At 38.3% G+C, this 19,688-nt stretch carries 23 protein-coding genes; 9 read left to right on the top strand and 14 right to left on the bottom strand.

The window, feature by feature from the left end:
• The first annotated feature begins 826 nt into the window (after positions 1-826).
• Positions 827-2,887, top strand: a complete 2,061-nt coding sequence (locus LS684_RS10485; RefSeq protein ID WP_233805839.1) for a methyl-accepting chemotaxis protein — start codon at positions 827-829, stop codon at positions 2,885-2,887.
• Between the two features lie 129 nt (positions 2,888-3,016).
• Complete coding sequence (locus tag LS684_RS10480) at positions 3,017-3,805, top strand: CPBP family intramembrane glutamic endopeptidase (protein WP_233805838.1); 789 nt, start codon at positions 3,017-3,019, stop codon at positions 3,803-3,805.
• Positions 3,806-3,868: 63 nt separating this feature from the next.
• Here the strand turns inward: LS684_RS10480 and LS684_RS10475 are convergent, their stop codons facing one another.
• Complete coding sequence (locus tag LS684_RS10475; protein ID WP_233805837.1) at positions 3,869-4,129, bottom strand: hypothetical protein; 261 nt, start codon at positions 4,127-4,129, stop codon at positions 3,869-3,871.
• Between the two features lie 117 nt (positions 4,130-4,246).
• Here LS684_RS10475 and LS684_RS10470 point away from each other — a divergent pair, with 117 nt between their 5' ends.
• Positions 4,247-4,540 carry a HesB/YadR/YfhF family protein gene (locus tag LS684_RS10470; RefSeq protein WP_233805836.1) on the top strand — a complete coding sequence of 98 codons (294 nt, stop codon included), beginning with the start codon at positions 4,247-4,249 and terminating at the stop codon, positions 4,538-4,540.
• A gap of 43 nt (positions 4,541-4,583) precedes the next feature.
• Here LS684_RS10470 and LS684_RS10465 read toward each other — a convergent pair whose 3' ends face one another.
• From LS684_RS10465 to LS684_RS10440, 6 genes are all read right to left on the bottom strand, one after another.
• The gene (locus LS684_RS10465) at positions 4,584-4,877 is read right to left on the bottom strand and encodes a hypothetical protein (RefSeq protein ID WP_233805835.1); all 294 of its coding nucleotides are present in this window, start codon (positions 4,875-4,877) and stop codon (positions 4,584-4,586) included.
• Between the two features lie 27 nt (positions 4,878-4,904).
• The gene (locus LS684_RS10460; protein ID WP_233811609.1) at positions 4,905-5,330 is read right to left on the bottom strand and encodes an acyl-CoA thioesterase; all 426 of its coding nucleotides are present in this window, start codon (positions 5,328-5,330) and stop codon (positions 4,905-4,907) included.
• A 45-nt stretch (positions 5,331-5,375) separates the two neighbouring features.
• A complete protein-coding gene (locus tag LS684_RS10455) occupies positions 5,376-7,712 on the bottom strand; it encodes an AAA family ATPase (RefSeq protein ID WP_233805834.1) in 2,337 nt (778 codons plus the stop codon).
• A gap of 130 nt (positions 7,713-7,842) precedes the next feature.
• Positions 7,843-8,073 (bottom strand): small acid-soluble spore protein Tlp, encoded by a 231-nt coding sequence (tlp, locus tag LS684_RS10450; RefSeq protein WP_233805833.1) that lies wholly within the window; start codon positions 8,071-8,073, stop codon positions 7,843-7,845.
• Positions 8,074-8,219: 146 nt separating this feature from the next.
• Entirely contained in the window at positions 8,220-8,372 is a 153-nt protein-coding gene (locus LS684_RS10445) for an acid-soluble spore protein N (RefSeq protein WP_233805832.1), read from the bottom strand.
• Positions 8,373-8,435: 63 nt separating this feature from the next.
• Entirely contained in the window at positions 8,436-8,567 is a 132-nt protein-coding gene (locus tag LS684_RS10440) for an FbpB family small basic protein (RefSeq protein ID WP_233805830.1), read from the bottom strand.
• A 329-nt stretch (positions 8,568-8,896) separates the two neighbouring features.
• On the opposite strand from LS684_RS10440, the gene LS684_RS10435 reads away from it, so the two are divergent.
• Positions 8,897-9,103 carry a hypothetical protein gene (locus LS684_RS10435; RefSeq protein WP_233805828.1) on the top strand — a complete coding sequence of 69 codons (207 nt, stop codon included), beginning with the start codon at positions 8,897-8,899 and terminating at the stop codon, positions 9,101-9,103.
• A gap of 64 nt (positions 9,104-9,167) precedes the next feature.
• Here the strand turns inward: LS684_RS10435 and LS684_RS10430 are convergent, their stop codons facing one another.
• From LS684_RS10430 to acnA, 3 genes are all read right to left on the bottom strand, one after another.
• The gene (locus tag LS684_RS10430) at positions 9,168-9,689 is read right to left on the bottom strand and encodes a TlpA family protein disulfide reductase (protein ID WP_233805826.1); all 522 of its coding nucleotides are present in this window, start codon (positions 9,687-9,689) and stop codon (positions 9,168-9,170) included.
• 37 nt (positions 9,690-9,726) lie between these two features.
• Positions 9,727-10,143, bottom strand: coding sequence for a hypothetical protein (locus LS684_RS10425; RefSeq protein ID WP_233805825.1), 417 nt, complete (start codon positions 10,141-10,143; stop codon positions 9,727-9,729).
• Positions 10,144-10,292: 149 nt separating this feature from the next.
• Positions 10,293-12,998, bottom strand: coding sequence for an aconitate hydratase AcnA (acnA, locus tag LS684_RS10420; RefSeq protein WP_233805824.1), 2,706 nt, complete (start codon positions 12,996-12,998; stop codon positions 10,293-10,295).
• 368 nt (positions 12,999-13,366) lie between these two features.
• Between acnA and sspO the strand changes: the two genes are divergently transcribed.
• Positions 13,367-13,516 (top strand): small acid-soluble spore protein SspO, encoded by a 150-nt coding sequence (gene sspO / locus LS684_RS10415; protein ID WP_233805823.1) that lies wholly within the window; start codon positions 13,367-13,369, stop codon positions 13,514-13,516.
• Between the two features lie 408 nt (positions 13,517-13,924).
• Here sspO and LS684_RS10410 read toward each other — a convergent pair whose 3' ends face one another.
• Complete coding sequence (locus LS684_RS10410) at positions 13,925-14,191, bottom strand: hypothetical protein (protein ID WP_233805822.1); 267 nt, start codon at positions 14,189-14,191, stop codon at positions 13,925-13,927.
• Positions 14,192-14,350: 159 nt separating this feature from the next.
• On the opposite strand from LS684_RS10410, the gene LS684_RS10405 reads away from it, so the two are divergent.
• Positions 14,351-14,494 carry a small acid-soluble spore protein P gene (locus tag LS684_RS10405; RefSeq protein WP_233805821.1) on the top strand — a complete coding sequence of 48 codons (144 nt, stop codon included), beginning with the start codon at positions 14,351-14,353 and terminating at the stop codon, positions 14,492-14,494.
• A 38-nt stretch (positions 14,495-14,532) separates the two neighbouring features.
• On the opposite strand, the gene LS684_RS10400 is transcribed toward LS684_RS10405, so the two are convergent.
• Positions 14,533-15,237 (bottom strand): DUF421 domain-containing protein, encoded by a 705-nt coding sequence (locus LS684_RS10400; protein WP_233805820.1) that lies wholly within the window; start codon positions 15,235-15,237, stop codon positions 14,533-14,535.
• 91 nt (positions 15,238-15,328) lie between these two features.
• Entirely contained in the window at positions 15,329-16,738 is a 1,410-nt protein-coding gene (gene selA, locus LS684_RS10395; RefSeq protein WP_233805819.1) for an L-seryl-tRNA(Sec) selenium transferase, read from the bottom strand.
• Positions 16,739-16,860: 122 nt separating this feature from the next.
• Between selA and LS684_RS10390 the strand changes: the two genes are divergently transcribed.
• On the top strand, positions 16,861-17,244 hold the full coding sequence (locus tag LS684_RS10390; RefSeq protein ID WP_233805818.1) for an Hsp20/alpha crystallin family protein: 384 nt from the start codon (positions 16,861-16,863) through the stop codon (positions 17,242-17,244).
• A gap of 72 nt (positions 17,245-17,316) precedes the next feature.
• Here the strand turns inward: LS684_RS10390 and LS684_RS10385 are convergent, their stop codons facing one another.
• Positions 17,317-17,553 carry an Rdx family protein gene (locus LS684_RS10385; RefSeq protein WP_349293042.1) on the bottom strand — a complete coding sequence of 79 codons (237 nt, stop codon included), beginning with the start codon at positions 17,551-17,553 and terminating at the stop codon, positions 17,317-17,319.
• 215 nt (positions 17,554-17,768) lie between these two features.
• On the opposite strand from LS684_RS10385, the gene selD reads away from it, so the two are divergent.
• Positions 17,769-18,836, top strand: a complete 1,068-nt coding sequence (selD, locus tag LS684_RS10380; protein WP_432418822.1) for a selenide, water dikinase SelD — start codon at positions 17,769-17,771, stop codon at positions 18,834-18,836.
• 57 nt (positions 18,837-18,893) lie between these two features.
• The gene (locus LS684_RS10375) at positions 18,894-19,634 is read left to right on the top strand and encodes an arylamine N-acetyltransferase family protein (protein WP_233805817.1); all 741 of its coding nucleotides are present in this window, start codon (positions 18,894-18,896) and stop codon (positions 19,632-19,634) included.
• The last annotated feature ends 54 nt before the right edge of the window (positions 19,635-19,688 follow it).

Raw genomic sequence — 19,688 nt, 5'->3', positions numbered from 1 at the left:
CAAAAACATACAACTATATTCCTATTTACCATAATGGAATCAATCAAGCTTTCCGTCAAGGAACCTAACCGAAAGTATACATACTTGTAATATTTAACCCTTTTATTAACATTTCTATAGTGAAAACTATAAACTTCTCCCTAACATGAGTAGATGAAAAAAACCCGCGAAGCATCGCGGGTTCCCACTCATAGTTTTATTAGTTCAAATTTGGCTCTTCCAAGAACGTCTCTTACAAAATCGAGCTTCGTATAGTCAAAATAGACGTAATCTCGTTCATGAATGACGATTTCTAAATCACCAAACGCAAACAACTTATCATCAGTTAATGGCTGCTCTTCCAGAGACAGCTTTAATTGAGGGCCCCCTCAGCCAATTCCCATTGAAAGGCGAAGGTACAGTTTTTCGTCCTCTTGATTTTTCTCATCTTCAACGGTTCTCTGTAAGTATTCGTAAGCATTCCCTGTAATTTTAAACATTTTTTCACCTCTGCTATTTCCTTCTTTTATCTATTATAGAATGTGTATCGTTTTCTAGATAGTATTCTGCCTTCTTCACATGATTAGAGATTCAGATGGTAGTTAACCTTCAAAAAAAGTACACAAATCGATCATTCGACCTAGACGGTTTATTCTTGCAACCATCCTGTTCCTAAGATTGATATCTAGTAATAATATATGTAACAAACTGTTTCTGTATCCTATTAGCATATTCGTATATAGGTAAATTGTAATACAAATTTCATATTTTCTGAAAAAAATGAAATAGATGGCCTTTATAATGAGGAAAAGGGGTTTGCTTTTATTGTAAATAAGGGGGCTATTTCGTGTCTTTAAAAATGAAGTTATTAACTGGAGTCTTATTTACCATGATTTTGATTATAGGGGTATGCTCAGCTTTCACATTCCTCTCTGTTCAACAGTTTTCGAAAAATGGAGAGAGCTTAACGAAGGGACTCTCTAAAGATGTGCAACATGATGTAAGCGGTTTCTCTGAGCATTACGCTGGAACCTTAACCTATCATGAAACACAAAATGTAAACCGAATGGTCGATGATGTGATTAATCAAGGAAAAAATACGCTCCTTGCGATTTCTACCTTTCCAGAAATCTATGAAAATGACACCACAGCAATTCGAACGTTATTACAACGATTTATCGGTAAAAATACGCTGTTAAAAAACATCTATTTAGTTAACGAAAATGTTGTGACCGTCTCTTCCTCTAATCGTTTAACAAACGAGTTGAATCAGTCGCTTAAGAACATACCTTCTCTAGCTAAAGGCACCTATCACATCTCACAGCCGTATGTAACGGAAAATAATAAAGAGTATGCATTAACAATAAGTGCTCCTCTCGAAGGAAGAAACGGGTTTTTAGCAATAGAGGTGTCCCTTCATTCCATCACGGACCACATATCAAACACAAAAATCGGAAACAATGGGTATCTAATTGTTACAAATCAAATGGGTACAATATTGGCTACTCGAAATCAAATAGAGTCAAGTATTGGAGAACATATCTCCACCCTCCCCATATTTTTAGAAGAGAAAGATGGCATAGTGTATCTTGATACAAAGGAAGTAACCTTCATAAATGCAAAGCATGAAGGTACTGGGCTAAGAATTTATTCAATCATTCCGCAAGAGGAAGTGAAATCCTTTTCATCTACTATTTCGTTAAATATGAGCAATCGAATAGATGCAGCAGATGTGGATTTAAAAGACAGTCTGTCTAAGCTGTTTACTATCCAAATCATAATTATGATTATTTTAATCATTGTTGCGATTTTTATTAGTCTATTTTTCGCCAACTATTTCATTCATCCAATCAAAAAACTATCTGCTTTTTTGAAAAATGTAGCAGATGGAGATTTGTCCAGTACGATTGACACAAAGTCGAACGATGAAATTAGTGTATTGTTTCAATCAGTCAATCAAATGGTGACAACGCTCAAACAGTTAACGGAGAAAATGAATGATCTTATCATGGAAGTTGAACAAGACTCGAACGTACTGAGTGAACAAGCAAATAGTTCATCCCAAGTAACCGATACGATTAGTTCAGCTATGAGAGAAGCATCCGTTGGTGCAGAACAGCTAGCTTCTGATATGGTGAATATATCTTCGAATGCCGAAAGCAATGTAATGGTGGTAACAACCGTATCAGAGAATGTAGAGAAGATTGCCAAGCATGCAAATCAAACGAAACAAGTCGCAGCTGATGGTCATATTGCTGTTGAGGATATGAATGTGAAAATGGCGCGTATTGTCGATCAAGCTGTAGAATCTTCACTCATCATGAAAGAGTTAGATCATAAGCTTCAAACAATTAATGATATTACCAAGCTAATCTATGATATATCTGAACAAACCAACCTCCTTTCTCTTAATGCATCGATTGAAGCAGCTAGAGCAGGCGAACATGGAAAAGGCTTTGCTGTCGTTGCCCATGAAGTGAAGAAACTTGCAGAACAAAGCAGTATGTCGATTGATCAAATTAATTTACTCATTAGCGAAATACAAACAGACTCCACAAGAGCGTTAACAAATATTTATGATGGTCGAAAAACGGCCGTCGAAGGAGCGGAAATGAGTAAGCAAGTAGAGAATAGCTTTCAAAATATTAGCCGCTTTATTGATCATCTAGTGTTAGAAATAGATGAAATTGCTTCTTCAAGTAAGTCATTACTGACAAGGAGCCAATCCATTTCAAGCTCTGTTGACAATGTAGTATCAATATCAGAGCAAACATCGGCTCAAGTAGAGGAAGTATCAAGCACGACTGTTGAACAGCAACAAACTGTTCAGCAAGTAAAAGCAATTTCTGATCGTTTAAAAAACTTAACGATGGAATTACGAATGATTATCGACCATTTTAACGTATAAACCTCTTCTAAACCTCCGAGTATACTTATACATGGAGGTTTTCCTATTTTGCTTATGCCCACATCCCCTCGTAATTTTCTGGTAGAATATTCATATATGAACCTGCTTGCACGAGGAGGAGTACTGTAAATGAACGATACTCAACAGACCCATTTGAATGCTTTTTGGCTTATTACATTTACGATCATTTTCCTTGCTTTTGAGCTACAAAGCTTTCAAATTGCATATCTCCTATTATTCATTACGATGCTAGTAATCCCATTTTTACATGAGGAACTACGGGTATTTTCATGGGCGATGATTGCCTTTTTTGTGGGGAAAGTCATCTACCTGTATAGTCATCGGATGGTCGCATCCATATCATTAGATAATGAAGAAGCACTTATTATTAGTCGCATTCTCATTCTCATTCCAATTTTAGCAATGGCCTATGTCATTCGAAAATTTAAGCGCCCCATTGTGTTCTATTGGCAGAAGCCAGAATGGAATCAGTCAATTAGGTTTCCATTCATCTGGTCAGGCTTAAAACCTATTACGATCAGACAATTTTTGATCATTGCCATTGGAATCAATATTATTTTGTTCCTTCCTCTCCTGCGGGAACCGAAAATGGTTTATTCCTTTTCTTTTATCCTCATGTTTACGTTAATCCATGCATTTATTGAGGAATTTCTTTGGCGCGGAGTGATTCTATCACGAATGGTTGAGTTAGTTGGAGGAAAGAAGGCATTGGTATTTTCTAGTGTTGCATTCGGACTTTCTCATTTATCCCTCGGCTATTCCTTAGCTGCTTGCCTAGCCTTCGCTTTTACAGGAATCTTCTTTGCAGGCATCACCCTACGTTCTAAAAGTTTATTACCAGCAATCATCTGGCACGGTGTATTGAATATTTTGATGCTTTCTTCTGGATTCATTTAGGGAATGCTTGAGTCGAAACAAAAAAACAGTGCAATAGGATTCGTTCATTGCACTGTTTTCACACTAATGATGTCCGCCGAATAAGATCCCTTGTAAAAAAATAAAGCTGATCGCTAAGACTGCTAACACGGTCATGATGGGGACAAATAGACCGATCGCACGCTTTCGGATAAACACCATTACGAAATAGATGATGGCCATAATTCCAAAGAATATCATTGCTTCCAATTGCTTGTCGAATCTTTCTAAATGTAAAAAAGTCATCATTGCTATCCCACTAAACATACCTATTCCGATTAAATTAAATAATTTTGTTTCAGACATAGCTTCCTCCTTATTTTTGTGTAGTTTTTCCCAAAATCACGATGTTCAATGCCATTATTCGCTTCTTCCTGTACAATCTACTATAATAAAAAGGAGCAATCAGGAAGGAGAATCCGCATGCAAATACATATTAATGATGAGGCAGCTCGTTGGTATACAAATGAGTTCACGTTAAAAACAGGTGATTTTGTTAGATTTTTCGCACGATACGGCGGATGTAGCACGGTTCAAGAAGGCTTTTCACTTGGTGTTTCCAATGAAGAACCAATTAACCTTGGTATACATACAGAAAAAGATGGAATTACCTATTTTATAGAAGAAAAAGATCTTTGGTATTTTGATGGTCATGACCTTTACGTAGACTTTAATTCCAAAGCACTAGAGCCTGTTTTCCGCTATACAGCAGAATAAAAAGGAGCTTAAGCATCACATTATAGTGTGTGCTTAAGCTTTTTTATTCCCAAATCTGGTCCTCGAGTCCTTCCTTTTGAAGAATTTCTCGCTGCTTTTCGCCAAGAAGGTCAAAATGGGAATAGCCGTCGGTACGTATATGTATCCATTCACTCTTCAGACCATACCTACTTCCCCATCTAGCAAGCTCCTTTAGATCTCTCCCGCCCACTTTTGTTACCGTACGAAGTCCTGGAAAACGATCATCTAACCAGTAATGAGTAAGGAATGCGATTTTTCCATTTTCTATATCGGTTTTCCATGCTTGCAGCTCCTGCTTTTTTATGCCAAATGCCAAGCTGTTCACCTCTTTTGTTCGGATTCGTTACATGCCTTGTTTTTTGGCTTTTTCATATGCTTCATGCCAATTTGGATACGATCTTTTGACAGAGATTGGTCGGAAGGATTCTTTTTTAACACAAACATGCTTGGACCATCCTGTTACGGCGATCTCTTCATTTGGTGATAATATTGTATAGCCATAAGTAACTCGGAAACCATCGTACTCTTCAATCCAAGTTTGAATTGTAGCAGTCTCACCATACCGCAATGGTTTTTTATAGGAGGCTTGAATGTCAATTACGGGAGACAAGATCCCATCCTTCTCCATCTCTGCATAATTGAATCCAAGATCTTGAATTAATTTCGTTCGTCCAAGCTCCATCCACACCAAATAATTTGCATGGTATACGACTCCCATTTGATCAGTTTCCGCGTATCTTACTTCTAACTCCCTCGTCGAAATAAACATCATCTTTCCCCTTTCAATTTTGGCCAGGACCATTCTTCTTGCTCATTACCCTCTCCCAAGTTTTGATAAGGCATATTTAATATCATCTGACATTAACTCAGATGAGCTCTCAATTGACGGCTCCCCGTCCATCTGAGTGAAAATCCGTAACGCTTGTGCTTGAATCGCTTCATTGATTAAATTTGTGGCGAACCGTCCATTTCCTTTTACAAAGTCTAATTCACCCATACTGCTTAGAAACAGCTCTTTAGCTTCAAGAGCTATACTATATTCGTATTGCTCGGCATATGCCTCCATAATTTGAAGCAATTCCGCTTTTGAATAATCTTCGAAGTAAAAAAACTTTTTGAACCGTGACTTCAATCCTGGATTGCTTTCTAGCAGTATTGACATTTCATTTGGATAACCTGCTAAAATAACGACTAAATTTTCATTGTGCTTCGTCATTTCATCTACGAGGGTATCAATGACCTCTTTGCTAAAATCTCCTGTGCCATTTCCAAGTAATGAATACGCTTCATCTATAAACAATACACCACCAAGTGCTTGACGAATTTTCTTCTTTGTTTTTATCGCTGTTTGGCCAACATACCCAGCGACAAAATCCGCGCGGCTCGTTACAATTAAATGGCCTCTTTTTAAGATGCCACACGCTTTTAATAGCTCCGCATAGATTTTGGCTACAGTCGTTTTTCCGGTACCTGGGTTCCCTGTAAAAACGGAATGAAGCTGAATAGGAACTGCTGGTAAGCCCTTCTCTCGTCGCCATTGCTGCATTTGCACAAAGGAAATGAGTGTTTTCACCTCTTCTTTTACATCACTCAACCCAACGAGACGTTCTAGCTGATCTTTCGGATCTTCTTCCAATCTTTCTTCTCCCCATTCAAAATCCTTTTTTTCAAGGAGTGTGTAAGAAAGAATGTTGTTTTCAAATAATTTTTGAGAACCCTTTTGAAAAATGGCATCCAAGACGATGTTTTTTACTGTTCTGGCATTCCCAAACGTATCATCCACTCGTTCTTTTTCCAACCGCTTTTGAAGTTCAAATTTAGCATTTTCTGTCAGGATGTAATCATTTTCTATAGCAATTTTCTCAGCAATTTCAATCAGCTCTTGGTCAGAATAGTCTGGTAGCTGAATGAGGTTTGACCCCGGAAAACGACTTCTTAAGCCTGGATTCGCATCAAGAAACTGACGCATTTCTTCTGGATATCCAGCAAGAATCACGGCAAACCTTCCGCCATATTCCTTCCCTGTCATTAAGGAAACGAGTGTATCAATGGCCGTTTGTCCATAATCACTGCCTGATTGACCTTCCCTTTTTAAGCTATAGGCTTCGTCGATAAAAAGAACCCCACCTAGAGCCTTTTCCACCATCATTCTAACATTTTCTTCCGTTTGTCCCACATAGGACCCAACCAGTTGAGAGCGATCAGCTTCGACGACCTCTTCTCGAGGGAGAACACCTAACTCATAATAGATTTTAGCTAATAAACGAGCAAGTGTCGTTTTTCCAGTACCGGGATTTCCAGTCAGAACCATATGGAAGCTTATTTCATCCTTTGAATGGAATCCAAGAGCTTTCCGCTGCTTCTGGTATTTAAAAAATTGATAAAAATCATGCACACGACTTTTTACCGTATTCAGACCGATCATTTCATTTAACTGATCTAAAGCTGTTAGGGAATTTTCCTCCCCATCATCGTCATGAAACTGTAAGTTCCACTCCCTTTGCAGTTCGATAATGTTATCCTGGTGGATTTTCATATCTTGGTAATGTGTAGATGTGTAAAACACACCGGATATAGATTCTTCATATTCTTTAGTTGCTTTTCGTAATCGTGCTACTTCTTCCACGGTTTCTTCAAGGAGCTGAATTAATTTCTCATAGATCGATTGAAGGGAAGATTCTTTAAACTTTCTAGAAATCATCAAGCTTTTTTCTAGTTCCTCTAAGTGGTACTCAGACTCCTCCATAAACCTTTGACAAATAGCAAGATACTGTTCAGCTATCTTTTTCTTAGCAGGGCGATTATCGGTTTCCCGTATAGGTGGAAAGGTAAGCAAGTCTAATAGCTCTTTCTTTTTTTTCCATTCATATTGAGCCAGATACTCTCCTGCTCGCTTGTTTTCTGAATCAAGCTGTAGGGCTTTTTCCATCCATGCAAATGAGACCGAGTCTTTATCATTTTGACTCATTCGTGATTGAGCGGCTATCGTTAACAGCTTTGATATAAGAGTTCCATGCTCCTTTTCATTTAAACCTTGTAAGCAAAGCAATAGCTGTTCTTCTGCTTGAATAAAGCCGTTCTTTCTTAGCTCGTCTTCCCATTCATTCACTTGCTTTTCTACTTGTTGCAGATCTATTTTTTGTTGATTCATCTTCATCACTTCTCTTATGTAGTTTCCTCATTATCTTACCATATTTTTGCGAATGACCTGAATCAATTGCTACTGTATCCGCTTAATCGTACAAAAGACCTGATACAGGATCAGGTCTTTTGTGTCCGAGTTATTTTAATCCATTGAAATCTGCTTCTTCTTTCACTTCATGACGGAACGCTTCGATACTCTTCCGTCTTCGATCATTTTTTGCTTCAATTTGTTCGCGCTCATCTTCATTTGTAGCAAACTCTAGAGCTTCTTCTGCTTCATCCATATTTTCAATGGTGTGGACGATCATGGATTGGAGTTTTTCTACATTATCACTGCGGTCATCTGGTTTTGCTTTATCATTTGCCATCCTGATTTCCTCCCTATTTCTTAGTGATGGTACAGAAATAGTTTGTGAAGAACCGGGAAAAATATCACGGAAAACACTGGGTGCTATTGGAATAGTAACTACAAAACGAAAAAATCCGCCTGTATAACCAAGCGGATGAAAAAGAGTTATTCTCCTTTTGTTTGAATCACTTGAGGGTGCTGACCCGACTGATCTTGCATTTTTTTTCCTTTGTTTCCTCCAAAGGATCGGGATTTTGTCCCAATATGATTCGGTGCAAAATGCTTATCATTCTTCTTAGTAGAAATATTTTTGCTCATGTAAATCCCTCCTCAATGTTAGTATCTCCGAATTGTGGACTTACATGTAGGCAACGTCTACATTTATTCAGCCTTTCCTAGATGCTTTTCTTCAAGGCGCTTTTCAATCCGATCGAGTGCCGCTTCATCCTTTAATAACTGGCGCTTATTTTCCTGCACAAGCTCTGCAAACGAGCGCTTTCGAGGTTTTCTCAACTTTCTCACCTGCCTACTATCCTTTTATTGCAAGTATCTCCGAATAGAGTTCTTATTATTACAATTTTTTAGAAAATTTAATCGTGTTCAACTATTAATACGATGAAAAGGGCCAAAAGGTTTCAGAGTTCACAGAATTTTCATATTTATTTTAGATATTATACAAAAGTCACTATATTTGTAAATTGATTTGATTATCATTCACTTCGAGTTGAAAATATGATAACGAAAAAAAAGTGGATTTTTTTGAAACTTCCTAATCATACCATTCGTAGGATAAATAGTGTTTATTGGAATTTTAAGGAATTTACTTCATAAAGGAGGAGTATATGGGGAACTTTTTACTGTATGTATTGTTTGCTTTACTTGCTGCAACGGTGCTTAGTTTTGTTTTAGGATTTCATTCAGTGGGATATGTTGTAGGTACCTTATTTGGATCAGTTGCGATGGGAGCAGGATATATTTATTCGTCTAGGGATGATGATAAATACCGAGCAAATTATTTGAACACTAGCGAAGGGAAGAAAAAGAGATAATAGGACTTCACACCAGAAGCAACATAAATGTTTCATTTCGCTTCTGGTGTGAAGGGTTCCATCATTACATATCATCTATGTAGCTCTTCATCATTTCATACGTCATTGCCCCTACTCCTTTGTTACGTATAACGCCCTTTTCATCAAGAAAAAAGGATGTAGGTATGTTAATGATTTGATACACCTTATTCACTTTAAACTTGTCATCAAGCAAAACTGGAAATTGTATTTCCATATTTTTAACGAATGCATCAACTTTATCTCGGTTGGCAGGAGTATCCATATTTACTGCTAAGATGACGACATCTTCTTTCGCTTCTTCATGAAACTTTTGCATATCAGGCATTTCTGCTTTACAAGGTGGGCACCATTCAGCCCAGAAATTAAGCATCACTTTTTTTCCTTCAAAGTCAGAAAGCTTTACTTTCTCCCCTTGTAAATTTTCTAATTCAAAGTCTGGAGCCTTTAGTCCAACTTCCAGTCCTGTTTCAGCAGTCACCTCTTCCGCATTGCGATCGATTGTTTGAATGATTGCAACCGCTGTTAAAGCAATTAGAATAATGGCTGCTAATGATTTCTTCAGCATGTAAGGTCCTCCTTCTCTAGGCTACTCGTATTTTACCCTAGAAGAATAGATAAAATAAAGTACGTAATAGCCAGAAACTAAGCGCAAATGTGACAAAACCATAAACAATCACCGAGACTACCTGTGCTTTGTTCCACTGATGCTTCTTAATTTTCCATATTAGGTAAAGAATTATGACAATCATTCCTAAAATACTACCTCTCGTTCCTCCAGTGAAATATAGAAGAGCCACGGGATGATCGATAATAAGATCAGGACGAAATATCACAATACTGAACTTATAAGTAAGAAGGTAAATAAATAGGCTATTCATGAATGCTTCGACCCATTCGTTTTGAAATGAAGAATCTTTTTCAGTCACTTTCTTCATAACTATGTAAGCAATCCATCCAGCCAGAAACATGAGAATCCATTCATATTTAACAGATAGTGGACCCAGTTGAAATACACCCATAACGCTCTCCTCTCAAAGTTGTCCAACCTAATCATACCTTAATGTAGCTAACTCAATAAAGGGATTTGATCTGTAATCACTGATTTCTGCTTCTTATACTTGAACAAAAAGAAAGCACCTTGTGTTTAACACAAGGTGCTTCTATCTCATTAGGCTTTAAGCTTATCACGTAATACCATTTGAAGAATTCCACCATGACGGTAGTAATCAATTTCGACTTCAGAATCGAAACGGACAAGAACTTCAAATTCTTTCTTGTTTCCAGCTTCATCAGTAGCAGTAACTTTTACTAGGTCACGTGGTCTTACATTTTCATCGATTTGAACGTCGATTGCTTCTTTACCAGTTAATCCTAGTGTATCAGCACTTTCTCCATCCTTAAACTGTAGAGGTAGAACACCCATTAACACTAGGTTCGAACGGTGAATACGCTCGAAGCTCTCTGCGATAACCGCCTTGATTCCTAATAGGTTTGTTCCTTTTGCAGCCCAGTCACGAGAAGATCCCATCCCGTAATCTTTACCTGCAAATACGATTAATCCTGTATTTTCTTCTTTATACTTCATACAAGCATCATAGATAGATGTCACTTCACCAGTTGGCCAGTGAGTAGTATATCCACCTTCCGTTCCAGGTGCGATTTGGTTGCGGATACGGATATTTGCGAAAGTACCCCGCATCATTACTTCATGGTTACCACGACGAGAACCATATGAGTTGAAATCACGAACCTCTACCCCATTTTCACGTAAATATTTACCAGCAGGTGTGTCTTTTCCAATAGCACCAGCAGGAGAAATATGGTCAGTAGTTACGGAATCACCGAATTTTGCCACAACACGTAAAGAAGATAATGGTTTAACCTCTTCTGGATCTGGCTTTAACCCTTCAAAGAATGGTGGGTTTTGGATGTACGTAGATTGGTCATCAAATGAATAAAGTGGGTCATTGCCTGTTTTAATTTCATTCCAACGAGCATTGTCACTGAATACATTTTCATATTCTCTACGGAATAATTCAGGTGTAACTGTACGATGTACCACTTCATTCACTTCAGCTGATGTTGGCCAAATATCTTTGAAGAATACATCATTTCCATCCTTATCTTTTCCAATTGCTTCATTTTGAAGATCGATGTCAACTGTACCAGCTAAAGCATAAGCAACAACCAATGGTGGTGATGCTAAGTAGTTAGCTTTTACAAGTGGGTGAATACGTCCTTCAAAGTTACGGTTACCTGAAAGTACAGAAGTAACAAGTAAGTCACTATCTGCTACTGCCTTTTCAATTTCGTCTTTTAATGGACCTGAGTTACCGATACAAGTAGTACAACCGTAACCAACTAAGTTAAATCCGATTTCTTCTAAATATGGAAGAAGTCCAGAGTCACGAAGGTAACCTGTAACAACCTTAGAACCAGGAGCTAAAGATGTTTTAACAAATTTAGGAACTTCCATTCCTAATTCAACAGCTTTTTTCGCAACTAAACCAGCACCTACTAATACATACGGGTTAGATGTATTGGTACAGCTCGTAATCGCAGCGATGGCAATCGCACCTGTTTTCATTGTAGTTGTATCGCCATTATTAAAGTTAACCGTTACTTCTTTCTCAATCTCAGAAGTATCTAAGCCAAAGCCTTGATTTCCTTGAGGAGCAGTTAACGCATCGTTAAATTCTTTTTTCATTGCTGAAAGTGGGATCAAATCTTGAGGACGCTTTGGACCTGAAAGATTTGCTTCAATATCAGCAAGCTCAATTTCGATTACATCTGTATAGATTGGATCTTCGTCAGGATTGAAGAATAATCCGTTTTCTTTACAGTATTGTTCTACGATTTTGATTTGTTCTTCTGAACGACCTGTTAAACGCATGTAGTTTAAGCTCTCAGCGTCAACTGGGAAGAAACCACATGTAGCACCGTATTCAGGAGCCATGTTCGCAACAGTTGCACGATCAGCAAGCGGAAGTGAAGTCACACCAGGACCATAGAACTCAACAAATTTACCAACTACCCCATGCTTACGAAGAACTTGAGTTACTTTTAAAGCTAAGTCTGTTGCAGTAGCCCCATTTGGAAGCTCGCCTGTTAATTTAACACCCACAACCTCTGGAACAGGGAAATATGAAGGTTGACCAAGCATTCCAGCTTCAGCTTCGATACCACCTACACCCCAACCAAGTACACCGATTCCGTTGATCATTGTTGTATGTGAGTCAGTACCTACTAGAGAATCAGGGAATGTTTCAAATTCACCGTCAACTTCAACTGCATGAACGACGTTTGCTAGAAACTCAAGGTTTACTTGGTGAACGATACCTGTAGCAGGTGGAACCGCACGATAATTATCGAATGCTTTTTGAGCCCAGCTTAAGAACTGGTAACGCTCAGCATTACGTTCAAATTCAAGTTCCATATTTGCTTCAAGCGCGTCAGCAGTACCATAACGGTCAACTTGTACCGAGTGGTCAATAACTAGATCAACTGGCTTTAATGGATTGATTTTGTCAGGGTCTCCACCCATATCCGCCATTGCTTTACGTAGTGAAGCAAGGTCAACAACAGCTGGAACCCCAGTGAAGTCTTGAAGAATAACACGTGAAGGTTTAAATGGAACATCCACTTCCTTCACTTCATCTGTTCCCCATTTTGCTAGATTTTCAACATGTTCTTTAGAAATTACACGACCATCTAACTGGCGAAGCACTGATTCTAGTAAAACTTTAATAGAATAAGGTAATTTGGAAACCTTTCCAATACCAGCCTCTTCAAGTGCTTCAAGTGAATAGTAGTTATAACGCTTTCCATCTAAATCAAATGATTTACGAGCGTTAAACACATCATGTTTTGTCATATCATTACCCCCTCTTTCGTAATCATATACAAAAAGAAATTAGTCGAAAAGTTCGAATCTTTGCTTTCATCACAACTTTTCTTACAATTCTATCTTAATACAACCTATCTTATAAGTAAATAACAAGAAAGTTATTGTTATTGATAAGTTTACCTTATGTTATAAAACGTTTTCATATTATAAATGTTTAAAATCATGTATATTATTAGGCTTCATTTTGAAATGAAAAGATTGAATCGAATCATAAAGCTATGTTAAGAAAGCTTTTACAAAAGATGAAGAATAAAAGATTTCCTATTTTCGGTTTTTTTGGCACGGAAGTATTTTGTCGTTTTTTGGAGATACTAGGTACTTGGAGGTGAGGAAAAATGGCAAAGCGAAAAGCAAATCATGTTCGTGAGGGAATGAATGCTGCTAGCGCACAAGGTCAAGGCGCTGGATATAACGAGGAATTCTCGAACGAACCTTTAACTGAAGCTCAAAAGCAAAATAATAAAAAGCGTAAAACCAATCAATAGTCGGTTGAATGAATGAGATGTCTCAGGCTATTGAGGCATCTCATTCATTATTGATAAGGGTAAGTGAAATAATAAATACTTACTTAGTAAGGTGAGTCGCTCGGTAACAGGGGACTTTATTGGGGGATCTTTTTTTGGGGGATCTCTCTATTATGTAAATCAGCGATCTTATGAAGACAAACATTCGTTAGGATTTGGGCTTTTTGGTCATCATCCGGGTTATGAAGGCCCTTTCCAGTAAAAATCCCCCTATCTCTAGCCATCGAGGGTTAAAGTCATGTCTCCATATCATTGATCCTTTGAATGCCTTCAAATATAGATGTTCCCCATAACACTGCGAACAGCCAATGCTTTCACCAATCAAAAAACAGCATGACCCACTAGTCATCCTGTTTTTTGATTGGTGGATTAGTATGAATCCTGTCCGTTTACATCCATTACGATGGACTGGAGGTCGGACTGGAATTGCTCGAGTCTTTCTTTTTGATGCTCAGATGCAACTTCTAGAGCATTTTGAATTTGGGCATATGCTTCATTGACTTCATTTTTTAAGTGTTTGAGTTGATGACCATAGCTTGCACTATCCTTGACGATTTCTTGGTAGAGTTCAGATGCATCATGAAACCCTTGCTGAGCTGCTTGGAATGCTTGTTGTTTGTCTTTATGATATGGCATATTGGTTCACTCCTAATTTTCGTTAGTATGGTCCCTTCTGGTAGAAGCGGTTCTTCTCCGTCAGTGAACTGTTGTATCGTTAAATTGTCCACTGGTTCATGATTTTATTCGGTATAAAAACTACTCAAAACCCCATCCTAGAAGTAGGAGGTGGATTGTATGAACAAAAATGATGGAAAAGATATGCGAAAAAATGCACCTAAAGGAGATAACCCAGGTCAGCCAGCTCCTTTAAGCGGCTCTAAAAAAGTAAAGAACCATAATCATACGAGACAGAAGAAAAATAGTAGCCATGATATGTAAAAGCCAGCTGCTCATTTATTGAGCAGCTCCTCTTCTTTTTACCTCAGCGGTTGATCCTCATATTTATCGACATAGAGATTTCCATTTGTTTGTAACTGAGCGTAGAATACTTCTTTGACATCATTAATACCCTCATCATTCAATTTTTTTGTTAACCAGCTACGATCTAACTGTAATTCAACTAAGTTTTTTTCGATGACGTTTCCATCTATAATAAGCTCTGTTGCAAAGGGGATTTTTTGACTTTTACGTGGTTCATCTTGATGTAAATCTCTTTTGGTCACTGCTTGTTCCAAGTCTTTTTTGATAACAGACAATTTTCCGTTCGTCTCGAGGATGGCATAATCCACATCTTGAATCGAATCAATGCTTTTATTTCTTAATAAAAAGGTGAGTTCATCTAAGTCTAGTCTTAGTCTTCTTAATGAATCCTCCATAACTTTCCCTTGTTTGATTACGATTTCTGGCTGTCCATCAATGACTTTTCTAGCAAATCTTGATTTTAAATTCATATAACCGACTAAAATGGTAAGTATGGCCCAAGAGACAATTCCTGTTCCACCTTGAATAAAGGTGACCTCTGGATCAACAGTAATATCAGCTGCAATAGATCCGATCGCAATTCCAGTTATATAATTAAAGAACGTCATTTGGGTAATTTGTTTTCGTCCCATAAACCTTGTCATTAGCCATAACGTAACAAAAGCAAATACCGACCTTCCAATGACCGCTGAAACTTCCATGATAAGCCACCACTTCTCTAGAAAAGTTTGCTTCGATTTATGTTTCCACAAAACGGAAAAAGGCATACTTTTAAAAAAGCATGCCTTTTGATTAAGTGATCGAAGTCAGCGCGGTGAAGAGAAGCTGTTCTTCTTCCTCAGTTACTGTACGAAGATCGATATAGACTTCTTCTTTTAGAATTCGTACGACTATGGAAGGGGTAAATTCCGTTCGTAATTTTTTCGCCAACTGTACAGCAGAATAGCTCATGTGTGTTACGGCAATTACATATGTTGGCAACTCTACCTCTGGCATGGTTCCTCCGCCTACTTGACTTACACTTTCTTTAATGGATACATCATAATTAGTAGTTTCAGCCGTTATTTCATGTAGGAATCGCTCACTCCGCTCCTTAAGCTCTTCTTTAGTCGTTAACAAATCTCGGACTATCGGGATATTTTGAAGTGCGGTCTGTCCTTTTATATAATCTAATAAAGTCCCTTCAAGTGCTGCCAAAGTCATTTTATCCACTCGAAGGGCCCGTGCTAGCTGGTGCTTCTTCAATTGATCGATAAGCTTTCTTTTTCCGACAATAATTCCTGCTTGGGGCCCGCCTAGTAACTTATCGCCACTAAAGGAAACGAGATCGGCTCCTTGCTTTAACACTTCACTTACAACTGGTTCGTCACCAATTCCGTGTAGCCTGTAATCATATAGTACACCGCTTCCTAAGTCCTCGTAGAAAATTACTTGCTCATGCTGCGCTGCAAGCTTCCCCAGTTCTTCTGTATCTACCGATTTCGTAAATCCAATGACTTTAAAATTACTCGTATGCACCTTTAAAATCATTGCCGTTTGTTCGCTTATCGCGTTTTCATAGTCGTATAGATGTGTTTTGTTTGTTGTTCCCACATCGACTAAATGTGCACCGCTTTCTTCCATTATAGAAGAAATTCGGAATGAGCCGCCGATTTCAACGAGCTGACCACGAGAGACGATCACTTCTTTCTGTTTGGCTAATGCTGTCAAGGTTAAGAATACAGCTGCCGCGTTATTATTCACAACCATCGCTGCTTCAGCACCCGTTATCTCCTTCAACAGCTTCTCCGCATGAAGATGACGTGAACCCCGAGACCCCTCTTCAACTAAATACTCAAGATTGGAATAATTCTTTGCTGTTTCGATGACGTGCTGGATGGCTTGCTCACTTAATCTCGCTCTCCCTAAATTGGTATGAAGAATTGTTCCTGTCGCATTAATAACCCTTTTTAGTGTATAACTGTAATCAGTTTGCATTTTTTTCTCTGACCTCTTGAAAATTTCTTCAATAAAGTGTGTACTCCCAGGTTCAGCGCCGTGCCATTCTTCCATTAAAATGGATTGACGTAATTCCTCTAGAACTTGCTTAATCATCTCTGTTAATTGAATCATATCAATCCCGTACTTATTCATGAGGGTGGAAAATTGCACTTCTCTTTGCAGCTCATGTACGGGCGGTAAGTGTCTAAGTAGCTTTTTCACGAAACATCCTCCAACCTTCCAATATGTATTACATCCCCTATAGTGAGAAGTCTCAATTATTATAGCATTTTTCACTTATTTACATAGCTTGAATACAATAGGAGAATAAGGAGGCTAGTCGAATGGAAAAGGACCATCATGTATTTGATCTAGAAGAAATGGAAAACTGGCTGAAAAAGCTATATTTGGATCCATTCACTTCTTATTTAGATGAATGTCAATTTCGCGTTGATTTATTCGAAACAGCTGAAGAGTATATTCTTGAAGCGCTTCTTCCCCACAAGAATAGAGAAAACATTGAGGTTCATGTAAACGGATGCACAATTGAGATCAAGGTTTCTTTAACAGAGCAATTAGGGACGGATCCCTTATCAAGGACTATTGAATTCCCTTGTGACGTGAAAAACCAACACATCCGGGCACAGTATGATAATAATATATTAGAAATCTATATTTCAAAATCAACAGAGTCTAACGGCGAAAATCGTTCGATTTTCGTTAAGTAACCCCTCTGTTTATTTTTTTATGATTCAGCCATAATAAAAACCCTCAGAACTGCTGAGGGTTTCTTAACGGCATTATGCCTCCATTTTTTCAATTATCTCTTTCGCTTTTGGGAAAACGCCTGTTTCTAATTTTGAATATAACTTTTCCCCGTTCACGGTTACTTCAAATGCTCCACCTGAGCTTGGGATCAATTCCATTCTTGTAATACCTGAACGGAAATGATTAAATAACTCTTCCGCGAAACTCGCGGCTTTTGGTGCGTAGTTTCACATCATGCAAAATTGTACAGTAACTTCGAAATTCTTCATTTAAATAACCTCCTAGCAACCATTAATCAAAAATTCACAAAAATGACACATTTTTGTTTAGCCATATTGTAATATACCATTTATCATAACGCAAATCATAGGTTTCTTTAAGTGATTTTCCCCTCTATTCCATGTATACTAAGGAAAGTGCGCGTATCTTATGATTAAACGTACATAGGTAATCACGATTGATAACAATCAAAAATAGAGCTTATATGGAGGTGGATCCAGTGAGCGAACACGAGAAAATTCGTCTTACTTCATTATCTACAAAAGCTGGCTGAGGCTGCAAAATTGGTCCAGAGGACTTGGCGCAAGTGTTGCGTCTTTTACCAAAACAAGATCCCGTGCCTGAATTATTAGTCGGACACGAAACCTCAGATGATGCTGGGGTTTATCAAATTTCAGAAGATCTAGCGTTAATTCAAACCATTGATTATTTCACCCCAATTGTAGATGACCCTTATATGTTTGGTCAAATTGCTGCAGCTAATGCGCTGAGTGATGTTTATGCAATGGGCGGGGTACCAAAGACTGTACTAAATATAGTCGGATATCCTGTGAAAAAGCTTGGGCCTACAATCTTATCCCAAATTTTACAAGGTGCAGCAGATAAAGTGAAGGAAGCTGGCGCAGTGACGGTTGGCGGACATTCCATTGACGATCAAGAGCCTAAATTTGGTCTATCTGTTACAGGATTTGTTGACCCGAAGAAAGTATGGAAAAATATTGGTGCTACACCAGGAGATGTGCTTGTTTTAACAAAGCCAATTGGTGTGGGGATTATCACTACAGGCATCAAGCGATCGGCAGTAACTCCCGATCAAGAACAAAGAGTAACAGAGCTGATGGCGATGCTTAACAAATCAGCTGCTGATGCGTTGTCACATTATCACCCACATGCTGTCACAGATGTTACAGGGTTTGGTCTATTAGGTCATGGAAGTGAAATGGCCCGTGGAAGTGATGTGAGCTTTGACATTACATTAAGCAAAGTACCTGTATTAGAAGGTGCATATGAACTCGCCAAAGCTGGAGTAATCCCAGGAGGCTCCAAATCCAATCATCAATGGCTGCTAGATGAGGTATTCTATGATGGCATCACCGAGGATGAGCAGTTTGTTTTATGTGATGCAATTACTTCTGGAGGCTTGCTTGTCGCTATGAAGGAGAACGAAGCCATTCAATATGTGAATGACTTATATCATCTGGGACTGTCCGATGCGGCGATTATTGGATCTGTAACAAACAAAAAGGACAAACTGATTTATGTCCAAAAATAGAGGGGAATGAAATCATTCTCCTCTACATTTTATTAGAAATCAGGTGAACAAATGGACATGAAAACTTATTTAAACCGATTTGCCTCTTTCCCAATAACTGAACCTACGATTCCTCTCTTAACATCTCTTCAGCAAAATCATTTATTACACATCCCATTTGAAAATTTAGATGTTTCACGTCAAGTACCGATCGAACTGAATGTTCACCGTTTTTATCAAAAGGTGGCACATAATCAGCGAGGGGGATTTTGCTATGAATTAAACGGACTATTTCATCATCTTCTTGAAGAAGTAGGGTATAAAAGTCAGCTTATTTCTTGCACCGTTCGAAGGCCTGATGGATCATGGGCGAAAGAGGATAGTCACGCAGCCATCCTCGTCTTTTTAGATCAACCATACCTTGTAGATGTAGGTTTTGGTGATTCTGTCCGCGTGCCGCTTCCTCTAACAGGAGAGAAAAGGAACGATATTAGCGGAACATACAAAATTTCAACACTTGATTCTGGCCAATATGATTTACAATTAGCTGTTGATGATCATTGGCAAACGAAATACCGCTTTACCACGAATGAAAGAAGACTGTTGGACTTTACGGATGGCTGTATCTTTAATCAAACCTCCCCCCACTCCCCGTTTACCAAAGGCGATATGGTAACAATTGCAACGGAGGATGGTCGAGTGACGTTATCAGGTGATACACTTACGATTACTAAAGGAAGGGAAAAATTTAAGAGGGAAGTATCATCCGATGAAAGGCCTAGTGTTCTAAAAGACTATTTTCAAATTCAAATCGATTAATAGGAGAAGCGGGTCTGCTTTATCATCAATAGAATGGAAGCAAGTGCATCTCAA

Source organism: Cytobacillus spongiae, assembly GCF_021390075.1.
Note: the sequence above shows the minus strand (reverse complement) of the source record. Positions and strands in the feature narration are given on the sequence as shown.